The sequence below is a fragment of the Maribacter sp. genome, assembly GCF_049667165.1.
Classification (GTDB): domain Bacteria; phylum Bacteroidota; class Bacteroidia; order Flavobacteriales; family Flavobacteriaceae; genus Maribacter_A.
The window spans coordinates 1-4,074 of the sequence record NZ_JBATHS010000316.1 but is presented as its reverse complement, the minus strand read 5'-3'; the positions used below and the strand labels follow the sequence as shown (position 1 = coordinate 4,074).

The following is a 4,074-nucleotide window of genomic DNA, read 5'->3' as shown; positions in this document are numbered from 1 at the left end:
CCCTCCGGCTCCACGATCACTCACAACTGCGTTGTGAATGAAGACAATAAAACCACCTATACCGTGGTTAAAAATTGGGCACGATCATTTAACCATCCCTTGATATATGGCAAATGCACGCAGTAGTTTAGTTGTCCTAGAGGTTCTACCTTTACATTGTTTTTTTGAATTGATTGCCCTGCTACCCCAACAAGCAACCCCAGAATTGATAAATAGTTTTTCCAACAAATCACCGAATTCTTTATTCCAATCGCCATTCCATGTGGCCACATTAGAAGAACCTTTATTGGAAATCATGATGTCTATGGCATTTTTCAAATAGAAATAGGTCCATTTAGGATTTTGCGTCAACATGCCATTAAAAAGCGATATTGATTTGCTGTTATTCCCTAAATAAAGACCAATTTTACCATAGTTCTGGGGGTCAAAATTCTTAAATCTACTTTTCCAAAATTTTAGTATATCACCTAAATTACGGTTCATTGCAAAGGTCAGCTGCCTTTTGGCATATTCAAACTGTAACTCCTGAATAATTTTGTTTCTTCCTGCAATCGCAAACATTTTCACCCATTGGTCTATAACCCTGTCGTCATAAGTTTGAGGATCGGAACTACCCCTTAACAGTTGCATCAATCCTCTATTATCTTTAGTAATAGGATATTCTTTCCCGTTGTATGTCAAATTTTTGCGCATTATTCCCAATCCTGGAAATAACTTGTCCCACAATGGGGATTGCCCCTTTTGTCTCAATTGGTCAATAATATAAGCCAGCAACCCTTGAAGGCTTCCTGCATGTGCTGTCCATTGTTTTATACCCCACGAAAGAATTCCCCGATCATACATATTTACTTTATCAAAGGTACCTTCCACACTTGAAGCTACCGCGATGGCTATGGATACGCTATCATTAATTAAATAATCTGCAATTTTGGTCGTTCCAACCGAGCTTTTCCCTTTCCAGCCACCCCATCCTCCAACTCTGATTCCTACTGTGGAATTGGTGTGATCACCACCAATTAATGGCCCAGAGGGAGCAGTATTTAATGTAGGATTACTTTTGCTTTTCAGCAATGGCCTGACAATTGTATTGCGTAGGATTATCCAATCTTTGGCCAAAGGATCTTGAGGTTGAAGCTTTTGACCTTTTTTTGAAGGGTATTTTGCATAAAATAAGGTATTGGTAATTATATTTTCATTTTGTTGCCCTTTTGAGATTTCTGCAATCGCTATTTCAATAAGTTTTCCATTGTCCAAAACACCAGTTTTAATATCTCCACCATCTTGTATGGTACCTTTCCATGACAAATTACTTCCAGCTGTTGGGATACTTGTGCTAGGTAAATTTGCTTTACCTATTTCACCATTGCTTATTGTACCATGTTGCTGTAGAAACAATAAATACTTGGTAGGATTTAATATATTATAGGGTGCCCTATCTTTTTTCAACCATCTAATATTTTTTGTGGTTCCCTTTCTATATGTTTCAAAATGAAGCATACTGCTTTTGTACATTTTTCCAACTATTCCTATTACTTGACCTGCACGTACCCGATCACCAACTTTAAGCTTATTGGCCTTAAGGGAGTCACTATGAACTTCCCCATAGTTAATCACAATATTTTCATGCTCTACTATGAGCGCATAAGTACTTCTATAGAAATGATAAAAATTGACTATGACACCGTCTTCGCAAGCAACAATCCTATCCATGTTATTGGCATATAAATCAATTCCGACATGATATCTATTACCATCTGCCCTTCTTGCCAAAAAACTCCTACTAGCATTACCTGCATATGCAGATGGCTTTGTTTGATATTGAAATGGTACTTCCTTGCCCCTGGGGTGGGAAGAAATCAAAGGCCAAAAACTTCCTTGCTTTGGGATTGGGGCAAACGAAACCGGATTATCAACAGGAATAGCTAAGGGTTCTTTTTTAGCGGAAAACTCATAATCGAGTAGCATCTCCGCCTCAAGTTCATCATCATATAACTCCTCATATTCAATCTCATCCTCAAAATCTACCTCCAATTCACTATCCAAATCTTCATTTATCAAATCCTCAATCTTAATTTTTTCCTCCTCGTCAATTCCATTTTCAAAATTTGAAAATTCCAGTTCATAATCGTCCTCTATCCCTTCAAATTCGTCGTCCCAAATTTCATCAGCTATTTCATCCTCCAGATCATTAGTGTCAAAATCAACCTCATGAAAAGTGGGATTGGAAATAATATCATTCATGTCATCATCCAAATTATTTTCATCGAAAATTAGCTCATTCTCAAATGCCAATTCTTTCTCGGTATCATGCCAGTCAACTTCTTTACTTTCCCTACCCTCGCCATAATCCAATGCTGTCTCTGAAATCCTATGATTATCAAATCCATTTTCATTTATATGGTCCGATTGTACACGTTGATAATTATCTTCTTCGGATTCTAAAGATAGATTGGAGGATACCATGGAATTCTCGTTTTCGAATTCCTGATTTAGATAAAATAACGGCTCAATTTCATTTTCAAATTCGGGATACATATCATTATCAAATTCGGCTTCATGAAAATTTGATTCATCCTCATATTGCAATTCTTGGGTAGCTCCTAGGCTCTCGAAATATTTAAAATAGCCTATGATTTTATTTAAATATCCGGGAGTATTACCGTGTTTGGTATCGATCCAACACTTTAAAAGAGGTGAAATAATTTTAATGGCTTCTTCCCATTTTGGGGGATCGGGCTGCTTCATCCAATGAACACCACGCTTGAAACGATAATAAGAGGCGTCCTTAGTAGCCTTTTCCATATCCTGGGTACCACACTTGGAATATTTGGAATAGGCACCAGTGAACAATAGGCCTCTTTTGTAAAACGCTCCCTCGAACCAATCGCGCCAATTTCCATTTTCTTTTGCATAGGACAATGCCTTTAATACCGATACATGTCCTGCATTGTAGGAGCATAGCACAAGTCTTAGAAAAGTTTCATCGTCTATTTGGGCCTTGTCTATCCCCAGCTTGGCCAATCTTGGTCCAAGATTACGATCGCGCATCTCTTTAAAAACACCAATCCCGGTACGTATGCTCGTTTCCGGATCAAATTGATCGGTATCACGTTTGGCCTGCATTAACCCCTTATAGCCCTTACTACCTTGACCGGAATATCTATTACCTCCTGATTCTGCTGCAATAATTCCCTTGACAATGTTAGGGTTGATATCCAATTCTTTGGAAATTCTTTCTATTAGGGCACTGTATTCTTGTACTTTCGCCACAGTTTTGGCATTAACGGACGAATGATCTCCAGTAGTTACAGAAGATAACCCCAACAATGTCCGCATCCTCTTCCAAGTATTAGGACCAATGATACCATCCACATCTTTTCCCGAAAATCCATTTTTTTCCTGCCATTTTGCTACCAATACGGCAAAATGCGCGGACGTGTGATCCTGGTTCGATTGCCCTGTACTTTTTAAAAGCAGTTCACTTATTTGACCAATATATTTTGACCACCCTAAACGATTGGCATAATCAGCATTTTTGTTCGTCTTCTCCTGCAAATTGCCGAACATTTTTCCAAATTTGGTAAGAATCCCCGTAAATTGTTGCTCCATGGGAATTTCCTCAAAAGGCGATTCCCCCTCCCAAAGGGTAGCTTCAAACTTTTTTTCCAGGGTGGGAATCCCTTCTTCCCATTCCTCAATAAATGGTGATGCCATAACATATATTTTAAGGGTGCATTGTTCTTTCCAAATAGAAAGTAAAACTCATAATTGCAAAGTATTTTAATTTAAGGCCGGTGCGGGAACCATACCGTTAGATTGAACCTTTACACTTCCTGTGATATTCGCACTGGGATTTTTGATCCGGTGCCCGGTCGCTTTTTCCCAGTTATTTATTATTGTCAACATATCGACCAAGGCTAAGGATTGTTCGGTAGTAGCAATGGGAGCTCCAGTAGGGGTTTGACTCTCAATGGACTGTTGTAACCAGCTGGGGACTTCCAAGGTGCCAAATTCGATCATCCGCAAAATAGTTGCCGTAGGAATTGACAGATCAATGAGACCTTGGGATTTAGC

General features: G+C 38.8%; 2 protein-coding genes. Both read right to left on the bottom strand.

The annotated features are described in order from the left end of the window. Nucleotides 1-84: 84 nt before the first annotated feature. A complete protein-coding gene (locus WBM98_RS14810) occupies nt 85-3,714 on the bottom strand; it encodes a peptidoglycan DD-metalloendopeptidase family protein (protein ID WP_424366802.1) in 3,630 nt (1,209 codons plus the stop codon). Between the two features lie 66 nt (nt 3,715-3,780). Then, the coding region (locus tag WBM98_RS14805; RefSeq protein WP_424366801.1) for a hypothetical protein at nt 3,781-4,074 on the bottom strand (294 nt) is incomplete at its 5' end.